Here is a 13,927-nt window from a genome sequence, read left to right as displayed (position 1 = left end):
CCGCAATCGGTTGCGGACCGGGCTTCCTGGTCGAGGGTCAGGAGGCGCGGTAGGTCACCAGGGCGACCGCCGGCGCCGAGACCACCTGTATGTCGGCGGCGTCGGAGACCTTGACGTGCAGGAATCCGCCTTCGATCGCGATGCGGACGTCATCGACGATGCGGGTGGTCTGCCCGTCCCGGTCCAGCAGGGAGTAGCCCTCGGCCAGGACGACTTCGCTCGCGGGCCGCCATTTCGTTTCCATCGAAGTACCTTCCGTCGGCGCCGCGGGCGGGAAGTCGAGTTCCGGCTCGGCGACGTGGTTGAAGTAGTTGGACAAGACGTTGAGCGCGACGTGGCCGACGATTTCGCTCAGTTCGGCGTCGCTGACGCCCCGGGTGCGGGCCGAAGCGAGCGCGGCGTCGTCGATCCGGCCATGGGAGCGGAGCACGTCGCGAGCGACGCGCAGGATCGCGTCGGCGTGCGGGTCTTCGGCACGCGCCGCGCGGGTGTCGGCGATCGCCTGCTCGGTGAAGCCCATCCGCTCGGCGCGCATGGTGTGCGCGGCGGTGCAGTAGTCGCAACCGTTCTCACTGGCGACCAGCAATGCGAGTTGCTCGCGCACTCGGGCGGAGAGCTTTCCCCTGGTCAGTGCGTCGCGCAGATTGAGGTATCCGCGCAGGGTAGCGGGGCTGTTCGCCATGGCGGCGTAGAGATTCGGGACGCGGCCCAGCTGGCGCTGTACCTCGGCGAGCAGGTCGGCTTGCTCGGCATCGGCGGAATCGGGGGATACAAAGGGTAGGCGGGACATCGAAGCCTCCAGCTAGACAAGATGGTACTGATCGGTGCCGAATTGGGACGGTACTGATCGGTTCCGTATTGGTCAAGTCGGATGGTACTGATCGGTTCCGTTCTGCTACCGTGACGTCATGGCAACCCAGGCCAGGCAGCGTTTGCTCACCACGGCGGAAGATCTCTTCTATGCCGAAGGCATTCGAGCCGTCGGCATCGACCGCCTGCTTCAGGAGTCCGGCGTAGGCCGTGCGTCGTTCTATCGCCACTTCGCAGGCAAGGACGAACTGGTCGTCGCGGTGCTGGAGGATCGCGACCGCCGGTGGCTGAGCTGGCTGCGCGAATCGGTCGAGGCGAAGACGGACGACCCGTCCGCCCGCCCGGTCGCGGTCTTCGACGCTTTGGCCGACCGCTTCGCGCGCAAGGACTTTCGCGGCTGCGCGTTCATCAACACCATGGTCGAGGTCGCCGATCGGGACAGTGCCGCGCATCAGGTCGCCGACCGGCACAAGCGGCGAGTGATCGATTACCTGGCCGAACTTCTCACCGAGGCGGGTTGGTCCGACGCTTCGGAAATGGCCGCAGAACTCGCGTTGCTGGTGGACGGAGCGATCGTCACCGCCGTTCGCGAGGGGAATCCGGATGCGGCCTTCCGGGCGCGAGCGATCGCGGAGTGTTTGCTCGCCGTGCGGTAAGCCTTTCGATCGCCACCGGTTCGATGCGGCGACTCGGGTGACATCCCGGCTGGCATTGGATCTTTGTCATCAAATGCGTCAGCGCGGTGGGCACCGCCGCTGCGTCCTGTTGGTCGAGTGAATCCCGCAGATCGCGGTCCAGTTCGTTGACGATCGCGAAGCTGCGGCCGAGTAGCTCGCGTCCATGGTCAGTTGCGGTGTGTGCACGCGAGGGTCTGCGGTGTCCTGGATGCGGACAAGCGCATTCATCGCAAGGGGCTCTCGTCAGGCCGAATGCAACTTACGGGCGGTGGGTGAGGTGTCGGTTGTGGCCGGGTCCGGGTAGGTGCCGAAGAGGCGGTCGGCGGTGCCGGAGCTGGTGACCGTGAACCAGTAGTGCTCGTTCTTGTAGTGGTGGTGGCGATGGTTGCGCCAGATCGCCCGGTAGAGCGAGCCTTTCGGCTTGTAGTCGGTGTGGATCAGGTAGTGCGTCCACTCGTAGCCGAGGCCGAGCAGGGTGATGGTGATCAGGAAGGTCAGACCGAGGCCTGGGCGGGGGAAGGCGAACGCCGCCAGTGCGATCAACACGACGACCAGCACCGAAAGCGTCCTGGTCGGGATGAAGATCAGTGGGATGTCGCGCGGATCCACATGGTGCTCGCGGTGCTTGCGAGCCAGCTCGCTGTCGAGCGCGACCGGGCCGAGCCGCCGTGGCCGCCAATGCAGCACGGTGACGTGCACGATCCATTCGAAGACCGGGAAGACCGCCAGCATCACGGCGGGCACCAGTAGATCGGTCGGCTGCCAGTCGCCGACGACGCTCCGGGCGATCAGTGCGCCGACCAGGGTTGTTCCGATCATCCACGGCGAAGGGTGCCGGAAGAATTCCTCGAATGCCTGGCCCAGGGTGAGTCCGCGGCGCAGCGCCCGCTCGTCTCTGCGCACCCGCGCACGCGCGTCCGCTGCGACCGATTCACGTTCGGATGCTTCGGATTCAGTCATCATGGTTCCTAGCTGTGCGTGACCGGCGGTCCACCGAGGACCTCGATCAGGGCGGTGGTCGCCGGCTCGAGCAGTGCCCGAGCGATGGTGGCGGCCTTCTGCGGCCGGCCCGCCGTGATGGCGGCGGCAAGTTCGCGGTATGCCTCGACGTTGCCCACCTCGGCGGACATGATCGGGGCCAGCGCCGCGAGCGCTGGTTCATAGGCGGCGCGCAACATGTTGAACATCAGCCGGAAAACGATCGAGTCGGCCGCGTCCACGACGTGGTCCCAGAACTCCATCGCGTGCCGCTGCTGCGTGATCGGGTCCGGTTCGGCGGCGAGCGCTTCGACCGAGCTCTCCAGCAGAGGGCGAACCTCTTCCGCGCCGACCGTGCCGACCCGGCGCGCGGCCAACTCCGCCACCTTCGGCCCGTTGTGCAGGCGGGCCTCCAGAATGCTGCGTGCGACGGCGGGGTCCAGTTCCCCGGCCTGCACCAGCAGCCTGGGCAGAACCTCGAGCCCCGCACCGCGCCGATAGTCCAGCACGGTCGTCGCGTCTCCCTGCCGCACGGCTACCAGCCCGGCCGCTGCCAGCCGCTGAAGCGCCTCCCGAACCGCGGGTCGGGACACCCCCAGCGCCTCGGCCAACTGCCGCTCACTGGGCAAGGTCGCCCCCGGCGCCAGCTCGCCACTGAGCACATCCGCGGCGATCTGCTCGAACACATCCGCCGACACCGACCGCTTGACCACAGGTTGCAACGCCATGCGTCCACTGTGCCGCTTCGTGGTCAGGAGGTCAAGTGGTCAGACCATCTTGCCTGGTCGCTGCCGACTCGGGTCAGATGGCGGACGGCGCGGTTGGGGGAATCGACGATTCGCACCGCGTATGGATGTCAGCTCGGATCGGACCCTCGGATGGCGGAAAGCCAGATCGAACACGCCGCCGCGATGGTGGTGGCCGCGAAGAAGGCCGGCAAGCCACCGCCATCGATATAGACCCACAGGAGCGCGGCGACAGGGGCGGCGACGGCGGATTGCGCGTCGAGCAGGAGGCGGCGCGGCCAAGTGATCTTCGCGATGTGGGTGAGCGCGTCGGGGTCGGGACGGCTGGGGTTGTCGAGGAGACGGCCGGGGGGTTCGACCTCGCTGATCCGGCCGGACGGGTAGAAGCGTCGTCCGGCGACGTGCATCGTGCGGCCGGTGAGTTGTGCTTCGGTTTCGGTGAGGGCTACCAGCGCCGGGTCGAAGTACACCGCAAGCCACCGTGGACGACCGGTGCCTTCGACTTGCAACCATGAGCGGCTGTCCAGGCGGCGCTGCTGGCGAACGCGGGTGACCCGCACGGTCTGCGCAGTGCCCGAACGCCACGACGGAAGCACACCGAAAGCGACCGCGAGCCGATACCCGGTATACCCGACTACGCCGAGCGCGACGGCCACTATGCCCGCCACCTGATCCAGAGTGCCGAACGGCGCCCAAGCGGCACAGACCGCGAGGGCGCCGACCGTCACCGTGAGTGGATAGGCCAGCGGGTGGCCCGGTCCGGCTCTCACTTCAGGAAGCCGACCTTGGTGTAGTCCCGCGAGGCGAGGCCGAACGCACCGTAGTTCGCCAGGTCGGCCCGGGTGGCGTAGGTGCCCGATGCCTGATTCAGCGGGATGGAATAACCCTCTTCGAAGATCATCCGATCGCATTGATTGGCCAGCTGAATGGCCTTGTCGGGGTCCAGTTCGGAGAGGGTCCGGTCGATCAGCGCGTTGAGTTCCTGGCTGCCGATCCGCGCCTTGTTGCCCTGCCAGTTGGCGGGATCGTAGTAGTAGATCTGCCGCAGCCCGCTGAGCGGCAAGACGCTACCGTTCCAACTGAATTGAGCCAGATCGAAATTGCCGGGGTCGATGACGTTGGTGAACAGTCCGGTGCCGGGCACCGTCTGAATGGTCAACTTCACCCCGACCTTCGCGAGGTTCTGTTGCACGATCTGCGCGGTCTGCACCCACTGATCCTGCTGGTACATCACGTCGCGAAGTTCGAGCTTGCGACCGTCTTTCTCGCGGACGTCGCCGTTGAGTTTCCAGCCGAGCGCGTCCAGCATGCGGGCGGCCTCGTCCGGGTCGTAGGCGATGGGCGCCGCGTTGTCCTGGTAGCCCTTCTGTCCCGACACGAAGACATGATTGTTCAGCGGCTTGGGATCGTCGACGACGCCGTGCTGCGAGGCGGTTACCACTCCCTGCCGGTCGATCGCCTTGGAGATGGCGATTCGCAGCTGCGGATCGGCGAGCAGGGAACCGGGTGCTCCGTTGAACGTGATGTGCGACCAAGCCGGCTCCGGCGTGCGCCGGATGACCACGTTCGCGGCATTGCGCGCGGCGCTGACGTTCTCGATGCCGGACATGTAGGCGAGATCGAGCTCGTTGTTCTGGATCGCGGGCAGCCAGGCCGAATGGTCGAGCACGCTGAAGGTGACGGAATCGAGCTTCGGCGTATCGCCCCACCACCGGGGATTGCGCCCGAGCACGATGCGATTCTGGCTGCGATCGATGGAGGTGACCACGAAGGGGCCCGCACTTTGCGGCAGCCCGTTCCTGGCCGCGTTGGTGAAGGCGTCGGGGGTCGCGGTGACCGACTTCGGGTACAGCGGGCTGAACAGTCCTTGCCATTCGCCATACGGTTGATCGAAGGTCACCACGGCTTGCCGGTCATCGGCGCCGCGCTCGACCTTGCCGACCCGCTCGAAACCACCGGTGCCCGAGACGAGGAACGCGTTGTCCTTACCGCTGAGCGCATTCGCCTGAGACCGGAGATCCTCCCAGGTGATCGGCGAGCCATCGGACCAGACGGCCTTCGGATTGATGGTGTACTCCACCTGCTGCGGGCTGTTGCCGGTCAGCTTGATATCGGTGAAGAAGTTGTGGTCGACGCTCAGCTGCCCCGCCGCGTCACTGACGAAGGCGGCGGGCATCGTCGCTTCGACTATGTAGAAGACAGTTTCCGTTCCGCCGTCTACGTGCAGATAGTTGAAAGTCTCCGGAAAATTGGAGAGTGCCAGCCGCAGGTTACCGCCGTCGCGCAGTTCGCTCGGGTCCCTCGGGTTGATGTCGTTGGTGCTGCCGACCGTGCTGGAGCCTGGGGTCACTCCGTTGTCGCCGCCACAACCGGTGATTGCCAGCCCTACGACGACCAGCGATAAGGCCAGCCGGGCACACGCAGAGGTAATCCGCATGGTGATCCTTCCTGCTCGTTGCGTCCTACGGAAACGACCTCACTTCTCGAAGCCCACCCGTTGGTAGTCCGTGGAAGCCAGCCCGAAGGCGCCGAAGTTGGCCAGGCCCGCACGGACCGCTACGTTGCCGGCCGATTGCGCGACGGGCACCGAATGACCCAGCTCGAAGATCATCCGGTCGGCCTTGTTCGCAAGCTCGATCGCCTTCTCTGGGTCGAGTTCGGAGATGGTCTGCTCGATCAGCGCGTTCAGTTCGGGTGACCCGATCCGGCCCTTGTTGCTGAGCGTATTCGCCGGGTCGTAGGCGTAGATCTGGGGCAGCGCGCCGAGCGGGAAAATGCTTCGCTGCCAGCTGAACTGAGCGATGTCGAAGTTGCCCGGGTCGATGACATCGGTGAACAGGCCGTTGCCTGGGAAGGTCTGGATTTCGAGTTTCACCCCGACCCGAGCCAGATTCTGCTGCATGATCTGCGCCATTTGCACCCAGGTGTCCTGCTGGAACATCACATCCCGGATCACCAGCTTCCGCCCGTCCTTCTCGCGGACGTCGCCGTTGAGCTTCCAACCGAGTTCGTCCAGCATGCGGGCCGCCTCGTCGGGGTTGTAGGCGATCACCGCGGAGTTGTCCTGGTAGCCCTTCTGCCCGTCGAGGTAGATGTGGTTGTTCAGCGGCTTGGGATTCTCCACGATCCCGTTCTGCAGCGCCGTGACGACGCCCTGACGGTCGATCGCCTTCGCGATTGCGACGCGCAGGCGGGGATCCGCGAGGATCGACCCCTGGGCTCCGTTGAACGTGATGTGCGAATTGGACGGACGCGAAGCGCGACGCACGATGATGCCCGGCGAGTTGGTCGCGGACTTGACCTCCTCGATGCCCGAGATGTCGATGGCGTCGAGCTCATTGTTCTGCAAGGCGTTGAGACGGGCCGAATAGTCGAGCACGCTGTAGGTGACGGTGTCGAGTTTCGGCGTCTCGCCCCACCATTTCGGGTTGCGGCTGAGCACGATGCGTTGCTGCGCCCGGTCGACGGAGGTGATCACGAACGGTCCCGCCGACTTGGCGAGCCCGTTGCGGTCACGCTCGTTGAACGCCTGCGGCGTCTCGGTCGATTCCTTCGGCATCAGCTGACTGAACAGGCCCCGCCAATCCGCGTAGTGCTGTCCGAAGGTGGCGACCGCCTGGCGGTCGTCGACGCCGCGCTCGACGCCGGCCAGCCGGCTGTAGCCCTGAGTCGCGGAGACCCGGTATTCCGTGTTGCGGCCGCTCAGCGCCTCCGCCTGGGACCGCAGGTCCTCCCAGGTGATCGGGCTGCCGTCGGACCAGACCGCCTTGGGGTTGATGGTGTAGACAACTCGCTGCGGGTTGGTCTCGGTCAGCGCGATGTCGGTGAAGAAATTGTGGTCGATCGACAATTCGCCTGCGGCGTTGGAGGTGATCGGCCCCGGCAATGTCCAGTCGACCACTTCGGAGAGGTCATAGTCGCTGTCGACGTGGTGCGAATTGAACGTCGCCGGGAAATTCGTGATGGCGAGACGCAGGTTGCCGCCGTCGCGCAGTGCGCTCGGCTCCTGGGGATTGATGTCGTTGGTCGAACCCAGTGCGTTGGAACCCGACTTCACCTCGCTGTCGCCCGAGCCGCAGCCGACCAACAGCGCGAGCGCCGTGCCCACGGTGAGCGCCCGAACGATCACGGTCCGTGTCCGCCGCCGGCGGTTGCGGGTTGGCTGTACTGCTCTCATTTCACGAATCCGATCTCGGTGTAATCGTAGGACGCCAGGCCGGGAGAGCCGATATTGGCGAGGTCCGCGCGGGCGCCGAAACTGCCGTCGGACTGGGTCAGCGGCAGGGAATGTCCTTCCTCGAACACTTTCCGGTCGACCTCGTTGGCCAGTTCGATCGCCTTCTTCGGATCGAGTTCGGTCAGTGTGCGCTCGATCAGGGCATTGAGCTCGGGCGAACCGACGCGGCCGTAATTACCCTGCAGGTCGTTCGGGTCGTAGTAATAGATCTGCCGGATGTCGCTCATCGCGAAGGCGTCTCCGGAGAAGATGAACTGCGCGGCGTCGAAATCACCGGGAATGATGACGTCGGTGAAATAGCCGGCGCCGGGCTTGGTATCGATGGTCAGCCGCACGCCCACGCGGGCCAGGTTCTGCTGGATGATCTGCGCGATCTGGACCCACAGCGGGTCGTTGTACATCACGTCGCGGATTTCCAGCTTCCGACCGTCCTTCTCACGGACGTCGCCGCTGAGTTTCCAGCCGAGCGCGTCGAGTTCCCGCGCCGCTTGGTCGGGGTCGTAGGCCACCGGCGCCGAATTGTCCTGATAGCCTTCCTGACCCTGCAGGAAGATGTGATTATTCAGCGGCTTCGGGTTCTCGACCAGACCATTCTGGGTCGCCGTCGCGATACCCTGCCGGTCGATGGCCTTCGAGATCGCCACCCGCAGGCGCGGGTCCGCGAGAATGGAGCCGGGAGCGCCGTTGAAGGTGATGTGCCGCCAGCGGTTACCCGGTGCACGGCGAATCACCAGACCATCGGTATTGCGGACCGTCTTGACCTCGTCGATCGAGGTCAGCCGGATCAGGTCGAGTTCATTGTTCTGCAAGGCCCCCACCCAGGCCGCGCTATCCAGCACGCTGTAGGTGATGGTGTCGAGCTTGGGTGTCTCGCCCCACCACCTCGGGTTGCGGCTCAACACGATCCGGCCCTGGGCGCGGTCGGTGGACTGGATCACGAACGGGCCCGCGCTGGGGCCGAGCCGGTCCACCAGTCCCTTGTTGAACGACTCGGGGGTCGCCGTCACCGACTTCGGGAAGAGCGCGGAGTCGCCGGCGAACTGGCCGCGCCATTCACCGAAGGGATGGTTGAAGGTGAGCACGGCCTGCCGATCGTCCACACCGCGCTCGACTTTGTCGACGAACTCGAAGCCGTTGGTGATCGCGATCAGGAACCGCTTGTCGCGACCGCTGAGCGCGTGTGCCTGCGCGGCGATGTCCTCCCAGGTGATCGGAGTGCCGTCGGACCACACCGCCGCGGGATTGATCGTGTAGGTGACCTGTTGCGGGCTGGTGCCGGTCAGCGCGACATCGGTGAAGAAGTCCTTGTTCACGGTGGAGTTGCCCGCCGCGTCGACGTTGAACGCGCGCGGCATGAGCGGACGCTCCAGGTCGCCGATATCGCCGTCGTTGCCGTCGATGGACAGCGTGTTCCAGTTCTCCGGAAAACTGGTGACCGCCAGGCGTAGATTGCCGCCTTCGCGCACCTCGTCGCGGTTCTTGGGATTGATATCGCTGGTCGTACCGAGCGCGTCGGACAAACCCTTCGCCGAATCGTCGACGCCCGCTCCGCAGCCCGCGGCGATCAGCGCGATCGCCGCCAAGCCCGCCGTCCATCGCAATCGGTCGAAACGGATCCGCATCGCGCTCTCCTGACTATCGGCTGACTGCTGGAACCGGCACCGCGTCGATCAGCGCCCTGGTGTACTCGTGCTGAGGATCGGCGAATATCTGCTCCGCCGAGCCGTATTCCACGATCTTGCCGCGATACATGACGGCGACGTCGTGGGCCAGATTCCGCACCACCGACAGGTCGTGTGAGACGAACAGGTAGGACAATCCGCGCTCGATTTGCAGATCGCGTAACAGGTTGAGCACGCCCGCCTGGATCGAAACATCCAGCGAAGAGACCGGCTCGTCCAACACCAGGAGCTCCGGGTCCAGCGCGAGGGCGCGGGCGATGCTGATGCGCTGTTTCTGGCCGCCGGAGAAGTCCGCGGGGTAGCGGTCGGCATGCTCCGGGCGCAGCCCGACCTGCTCGAGCAGTTGCGGTACCCGGCGGACGATCTCGGCCCGCGGTCGCCCGTCGATGCGCAACGGCTCGGCGAGCGCGTCGAAGATCGGCAGGCGCGGATCCAGCGAGGCGGTCGGGTCCTGGAAGACGATCTGCATCTTCCGGCGGATCTCCCGCTTGCGCGCCCTGCTCAGCGACGCGACGTCGTTGCCCATGATCTCGATGGCGCCCGACTGCGGCGCGACCAGATCGAGAATCTGCGTGAGCGTGGTGGACTTGCCGGAGCCGGACTCACCGACCAGCGCCAAGGTGCGCCCGCCGCGAACCTCGAAGCTGATCCCGTCGACCGCCCTGACCTCCCCCGTGCGGCGGCGCAGTACGACACCCGAGGTGATCGGAAAAACTTTCACCAGGTCCGAGACCCGCAGAACTACGTCGGTTTCCACCTCCGCCGTGGCGTCCGGCTCGGCGATCTCGCGGCGATAGGCCTCGAACAGGTCGTCGGCGCCGACCTCGGCGGTGCGAATGCAGGCGGCGGCATGCCCGGGTTCGACCGCCTCCAGCGGTGGTTCCGCGGTCCTGCATTCGTCGATCGCCACCGGGCAGCGCGGTGCGAACGAGCAGCCCGGCGGCAGCGCGTGCATGGCGGGCGGCGCGCCGACGATCGGGATCAGCGGCCGCCGTGGCGGACCGTCCATGCGCGGGATCGAGCCGAGCAGGCCGACGGTGTAGGGCATCCGGGGCGCGCTGAACAGGTCCGCGGCGGTGGCGGTCTCGACGATTCTGCCCGCGTACATGACGGCGACGCGGTCGGCCAGCGTCGCGGCGATGCCCATGTCGTGGGTGATCATGATGACGCCCGCGCCGGTGATATCGCGGGCCTTGCGCAGCAGGTTCAGGATCTGCTTCTGCACCGTCACGTCCAGTGCGGTGGTCGGCTCGTCGCAGATGATCAGCGCCGGATCGTTCGCGATCGCCATCGCGATGACCACACGCTGGCGCTGGCCGCCGGAGAACTCGTGCGGGAACGCTTTGACCCGCACCCGCGGATCCGGGATGCCGACCAGGTCGAGCAGTTCCACCGCGCGCTTCGCGGCTTCGCTCCTGCCCATCTTGCCGTGCGCCAGCAGGGCTTCGGCGATCTGATCACCCACCCGGTACACCGGCGTCAGCGCCGACAGCGGGTCCTGGAACACCATGCTGATGGAACTGCCGCGCAGCCTGGACAATTCGCGGTCGCCGAGCCCGAGCAGTTCGCGTCCGCGGAACCGGATGGAACCGGTGATACGTGCCTGCTCCGGCAGCAATCCCATCACCGCCAGCGAGGACACCGACTTGCCGGAACCGGATTCACCGACGATGGCGAGCACCTCGCCGTCGGACACCGTGTAGGTGACACCGCGGACCGCGTCGATCCGGCCCTCCTCGCTGGGAAAGGACACCCGCAGATCGGTGATCTCCAGCAGCGGCGCGGTCGAGGCCGTCTGCCCGGTTGCTCCTGCGCTCGTCATGCTTTCGCCTTCTTCTTCGACCGAGCCCGCTTCGCGCCGGGATCGAACGCGTCGCGCAGTCCGTCACCGACGAGGTTGGCGCACAGCACGGTGATGATCAGCAGACCACCTGCGAACAGGAACAGCCAGGGATAAGTCAACGCTGATTTGGTGCCCGCGGCGATCAGCGAACCGAGCGATACGTCCGGCGGCTGCACACCGAAACCGAGGAAGCTCAACCCCGTTTCGGCCATGATCGCCGAGCCGACGGTGAGGGTGGTGTCGATGATCAGGATCGAGGCGATGTTCGGGATGACGTGACTGAGGATCACCGTGCGGGTGGGCGCCCCCATGTACCGCGCGGCCCGGACGAATTCGCGATCACGCAGGCTCAGTGTCAGCCCGCGCACGATCCGCGCCGAGATCATCCAGCCGAAGCCGGACAGCAGGACGATCAGCAGCAGGATGGAACCGCTGCCCTTGGTGCGCGGCGCGAACAGCGCGATGATGATGAAGCTCGGGACCACCAGCAGCAGGTCGACCAGCCACATGATCGCGCGATCGGTCCAGCCGCCGAGCAATCCGGCCAGCGAACCGGCGGTGGCCGCGATCGTGGTGGACAACAGCGCGACGCACAGGCCGATGACCAGCGATTTCTGCAATCCGCGCAGAGTCTGCGCGAGCACGTCCTGACCGATCTGGGTGGTGCCGAACGGATGTTTCGCGCTCGGTGGTTTGAGCAGGGCGGTGTAGTCCAGTTGCTGGTAGTCGTAGGCCAGCAACGGCGGCAGCGCGAAGCTCGCGACGAACAGCGCGATGAGGATCAAGCCACCCGCGACGGCGGGCTTGTTGCGCAGGAAGCGCCGCAGGACCAGCCTGCGCCGTCCGGTCGCGGTGACCTCGGGGGCGCCTTGGACGATGATCTCGGCTTCGGTCACGACTGCGCCTCGCTAGTGCTCGGCTCCGCCGTGACCGGCGGTGCGGTATCGATGGCTCGCTCACTCACTACACACGCACCCTGGGGTCGAGAATCGCGTACACGATGTCGGACAGCAGCCCCGACACCAGCACGACCAGGCCGGCGAACGCGGTCACCGTCACCACGACGTACAAGTCCTGCGCGTTGATCGAGTCGACCAGCCACTCCCCGACACCGTGCCAGCCGAAGATCTTCTCGGTGAACGTCGCGCCGGTGATCAGAGCGCCGAAACTGTAGGCGAACAGCGTGGCCATCGGAATCAGCGCCGTGCGCAGGCCGTGTTTGTACAGCGCCTTGCTGCGGGTGAGGCCCTTGGCGCGGGCGGTGCGGATGAAATCGCTCTGCAGCACGTCGAGCATGGCGTTGCGCTGGTAGCGGCTGTAGCTCGCCATGGCGCCGAGCGCCAGCGCGGTGGTGGGCAGGATCAGGTGCTGGACGCGGTCGAGCAACTGCGGCCCGAACCCCTCGATCTTGTTCGCCGACGTCTCGCCGGTGTACAGGAAGATCTGCGACCCGGTGAGCGAGTTGATCTCCAGCGCACCGTACTTCAGCAGCGTCGCGAGCAGGAACACCGGCGTGCTCAAGACCAGTAGCGACACCACCGTGGTGAAGTAGTCGCTGAACTTGTACTGCCGGATCGCACCCGCCGCGCCGATCAGCACCCCGAGCACCGTGCCGACCAGGGAGCCGACGATCAGCAGTCGCAGACTCACCGCGACCCGCCGCGGCAATTCCTGGCTGACCGGCTGCCCGGCCAGCGTGGTGCCGAAGTCGCCGTGCGGTATGCCCGCCAGCCAGGTGATATAGCGCTGCGGGATCGGGTCGTTGAGGTGCAACTCCTCGGCCTTGGCGTCGATCACTGCCTGTGGCGGGCGCGGATTGCGTTGTTCGAGACTGTCCAGCGGCCGGAACGTCAGTGACGCCAGACTGAACGTCAGGAACGAAGCCAGCAGCAACAGCACGACATAGTTGAGCGCGCGTCGTAGCAGGAAGCCGGTCATCAGTCCTCTGGTCTTTCGGCTGGCCGGGCCAGCGTCGGTATTAGCCCCCGATCATAAGGACGTGGTCGGCGGCGCGCGTGCCACATGACATCCGGGCATGTCCGAGGCGCGGCCGGACACGCGGCCGGGACCCGGCTGGACGTCGTCCGGCAGGATGGAATGGGTGACGCCCCTGCACCTGCCCAAGCCGAAGATGGTCGCCACCGATGTGGACGGCACGCTCATCGATCACGACGAGCGGGTCACCGCGCGGACCAAAGCAGCGGTAGGCGCCCTGATCGCCGACGGTGTGCCGTTCGTCCTGGCCACGGGACGTCCGCCACGCTGGATCGATCCCGTGGTGCAGGGCCTGGGTTACGCCCCGCTGTGCGTGTGCGGCAACGGCGCGGTGATCTACGACAGCGCCGCCGACCGGGTGCTGACCAGCATGACGTTGGACGTGCCGACGCTCGCCTTTCTCGCCGACCTCGCCGAACGGGCGCTGCCGGGCTGCGGCCTCGCGGCCGAACGGGTCGGCGAGCGCGCGCACGACGCGGTGACTCCGCAGTTCGTCAGCTCGCCGCAGTACGAGCACGCCTGGCTCAACCCGGACGACACCTCAGTCGCTCGCGAGGAGGTCATCGACGCGCCCGCCATCAAGATGCTGATCCGGCTACCCGGCGCGCGCAGCTCGGACATGCGCACCGTGCTCGCTCCGTTGATCGGCGAGCGAGCCGACATCACCTACTCGACCGAGCACGGGCTCATCGAGCTGTCCGCGCCCGGCATCACCAAAGCCGCGGGGCTGGCGGTAGTCGCGCAGCGGCTCGGCGTGGACGAATCCACCATCGTCGCGTTCGGCGACATGCCCAACGACGTCCCCATGCTCACCATGGCCGGCCACGGCGTCGCGATGCGCAACGCCCACCCCGAGGCCATCGCCGCCGCCGACGAGATCGCCGAATCGAACTCCGACGACGGAGTCGCGCGAATTCTCGAACGCTGGTGGGCTTGAGCTGGGTTGGTTTTCCAGCGCC

General features: G+C 66.2%; 12 protein-coding genes. 2 read left to right on the top strand and 10 right to left on the bottom strand.

All coding sequences use genetic code 11. The annotated features are described in order from the left end of the window. Positions 1–37 precede the first annotated feature (37 nt). On the bottom strand, positions 38–790 hold the full coding sequence (locus ACFU5M_RS32285) for a carboxymuconolactone decarboxylase family protein (protein WP_379055005.1): 753 nt from the start codon (positions 788–790) through the stop codon (positions 38–40). Between the two features lie 118 nt (positions 791–908). On the opposite strand from ACFU5M_RS32285, the gene ACFU5M_RS32280 reads away from it, so the two are divergent. Continuing rightward, on the top strand, positions 909–1,466 hold the full coding sequence (locus ACFU5M_RS32280) for a TetR/AcrR family transcriptional regulator (RefSeq protein WP_379055003.1): 558 nt from the start codon (positions 909–911) through the stop codon (positions 1,464–1,466). 264 nt (positions 1,467–1,730) lie between these two features. On the opposite strand, the gene ACFU5M_RS32275 is transcribed toward ACFU5M_RS32280, so the two are convergent. From ACFU5M_RS32275 to ACFU5M_RS32235, 9 genes are all read right to left on the bottom strand, one after another. Further along, positions 1,731–2,447: a sterol desaturase family protein gene (locus ACFU5M_RS32275; RefSeq protein ID WP_379055001.1), complete on the bottom strand. Its 717-nt coding sequence runs from the start codon at positions 2,445–2,447 to the stop codon at positions 1,731–1,733. Between the two features lie 8 nt (positions 2,448–2,455). Further along, the gene (locus ACFU5M_RS32270) at positions 2,456–3,193 is read right to left on the bottom strand and encodes a FadR/GntR family transcriptional regulator (RefSeq protein ID WP_379054999.1); all 738 of its coding nucleotides are present in this window, start codon (positions 3,191–3,193) and stop codon (positions 2,456–2,458) included. A gap of 128 nt (positions 3,194–3,321) precedes the next feature. Next, a complete protein-coding gene (locus ACFU5M_RS32265; protein ID WP_379054997.1) occupies positions 3,322–3,981 on the bottom strand; it encodes a hypothetical protein in 660 nt (219 codons plus the stop codon). Next, positions 3,978–5,648: an ABC transporter family substrate-binding protein gene (locus tag ACFU5M_RS32260; RefSeq protein ID WP_379054995.1), complete on the bottom strand. Its 1,671-nt coding sequence runs from the start codon at positions 5,646–5,648 to the stop codon at positions 3,978–3,980. Before ACFU5M_RS32260 ends, ACFU5M_RS32265 begins: the two co-directional genes overlap by 4 nt. A 39-nt stretch (positions 5,649–5,687) precedes the next feature. Then, positions 5,688–7,388: an ABC transporter family substrate-binding protein gene (locus tag ACFU5M_RS32255; protein ID WP_379054993.1), complete on the bottom strand. Its 1,701-nt coding sequence runs from the start codon at positions 7,386–7,388 to the stop codon at positions 5,688–5,690. Beyond that, positions 7,385–9,070 (bottom strand): ABC transporter family substrate-binding protein, encoded by a 1,686-nt coding sequence (locus ACFU5M_RS32250; protein WP_379054991.1) that lies wholly within the window; start codon positions 9,068–9,070, stop codon positions 7,385–7,387. Before ACFU5M_RS32250 ends, ACFU5M_RS32255 begins: the two co-directional genes overlap by 4 nt. 13 nt (positions 9,071–9,083) lie before the next feature. Next, the gene (locus ACFU5M_RS32245) at positions 9,084–10,952 is read right to left on the bottom strand and encodes an ABC transporter ATP-binding protein (protein WP_379054989.1); all 1,869 of its coding nucleotides are present in this window, start codon (positions 10,950–10,952) and stop codon (positions 9,084–9,086) included. Then, on the bottom strand, positions 10,949–11,869 hold the full coding sequence (locus ACFU5M_RS32240; protein WP_379054987.1) for an ABC transporter permease: 921 nt from the start codon (positions 11,867–11,869) through the stop codon (positions 10,949–10,951). Before ACFU5M_RS32240 ends, ACFU5M_RS32245 begins: the two co-directional genes overlap by 4 nt. A 67-nt stretch (positions 11,870–11,936) precedes the next feature. Further along, positions 11,937–12,911 carry an ABC transporter permease gene (locus tag ACFU5M_RS32235; protein WP_379054985.1) on the bottom strand — a complete coding sequence of 325 codons (975 nt, stop codon included), beginning with the start codon at positions 12,909–12,911 and terminating at the stop codon, positions 11,937–11,939. A 154-nt stretch (positions 12,912–13,065) separates the two neighbouring features. On the opposite strand from ACFU5M_RS32235, the gene ACFU5M_RS32230 reads away from it, so the two are divergent. Continuing rightward, entirely contained in the window at positions 13,066–13,905 is an 840-nt protein-coding gene (locus ACFU5M_RS32230; RefSeq protein ID WP_379055007.1) for an HAD family hydrolase, read from the top strand. The last annotated feature ends 22 nt before the right edge of the window (positions 13,906–13,927 follow it).

The organism is Nocardia sp. NPDC057455, assembly GCF_042802775.1.
Classification (GTDB): Bacteria; Actinomycetota; Actinomycetes; order Mycobacteriales; family Mycobacteriaceae; genus Nocardia.
The sequence above is the reverse complement of the archived record's forward strand: the minus strand, read 5'-3'. Positions and strand labels throughout refer to the sequence as shown.

Coding starts and splice junctions, on each gene's coding strand:
- ACFU5M_RS32285 (WP_379055005.1), bottom strand. CDS start 790: ATGTCCCGCCTACCCTTTGTATCCCCCGATTCCGCCGATGCCGAGCAA.
- ACFU5M_RS32280 (WP_379055003.1), top strand. CDS start 909: ATGGCAACCCAGGCCAGGCAGCGTTTGCTCACCACGGCGGAAGATCTC.
- ACFU5M_RS32275 (WP_379055001.1), bottom strand. CDS start 2,447: ATGACTGAATCCGAAGCATCCGAACGTGAATCGGTCGCAGCGGACGCG.
- ACFU5M_RS32270 (WP_379054999.1), bottom strand. CDS start 3,193: ATGGCGTTGCAACCTGTGGTCAAGCGGTCGGTGTCGGCGGATGTGTTC.
- ACFU5M_RS32260 (WP_379054995.1), bottom strand. CDS start 5,648: ATGCGGATTACCTCTGCGTGTGCCCGGCTGGCCTTATCGCTGGTCGTC.
- ACFU5M_RS32255 (WP_379054993.1), bottom strand. CDS start 7,388: ATGAGAGCAGTACAGCCAACCCGCAACCGCCGGCGGCGGACACGGACC.
- ACFU5M_RS32250 (WP_379054991.1), bottom strand. CDS start 9,070: ATGCGGATCCGTTTCGACCGATTGCGATGGACGGCGGGCTTGGCGGCG.
- ACFU5M_RS32245 (WP_379054989.1), bottom strand. CDS start 10,952: ATGACGAGCGCAGGAGCAACCGGGCAGACGGCCTCGACCGCGCCGCTG.
- ACFU5M_RS32235 (WP_379054985.1), bottom strand. CDS start 12,911: ATGACCGGCTTCCTGCTACGACGCGCGCTCAACTATGTCGTGCTGTTG.
- ACFU5M_RS32230 (WP_379055007.1), top strand. CDS start 13,066: ATGGAATGGGTGACGCCCCTGCACCTGCCCAAGCCGAAGATGGTCGCC.